At 48.2% G+C, this 500-nt stretch carries 1 protein-coding gene; it reads left to right on the top strand.

The features are described 5' to 3' along the window. Positions 1 to 500: urate hydroxylase PuuD (locus GCE9029_RS25670; RefSeq protein WP_197475455.1), on the top strand; the 500-nt coding region annotated here is incomplete at both ends.

A 500-nucleotide genomic window follows, 5' to 3' on the forward strand; every position in this document is an offset into this window, starting at 1 on the left:
GGCGATTTGTGGGCGATTCACGGTGGTGGTATTTACCATCTAGAGAAATACAAACTGGCACCGCCCAAAATGCCAGAGAACCTTCACTGGTTTAAGTGGGAAGCTTACTTTACTTGGATTACGGGTGTACTGCTATTGGGCGTAGTGTATTACCTCAATGCTGAAATCTATCTAGTAGCTCCAGGTTCGGGCATCGACTCAACAACAGCGATTATGATCGGTATTGCTGCGCTTATCTCTGGTTGGGTAATCTACAACCTACTGTGTAACTCGCCTTTGGGCAAAACGCCGGTACTGTTAGGTATCGTGTTGTTCCTAGGGTTGGTAGGTGCAGCCTATGGTTTGTCGCAGGTGTTCAGTGGACGTGGTGCTTACATCCACGTAGGCGCTATCATTGGTACCATCATGGTTGGTAACGTGTTCTTCGTCATCATGCCTGCGCAACGTGCTTTAGTGAAAGCGATTGAAAACAATCAAGAGCCAGACCCGACATTGCCAGC

This window comes from Grimontia celer (assembly GCF_900055185.1).
Lineage (GTDB): Bacteria > Pseudomonadota > Gammaproteobacteria > Enterobacterales > Vibrionaceae > Enterovibrio > Enterovibrio celer.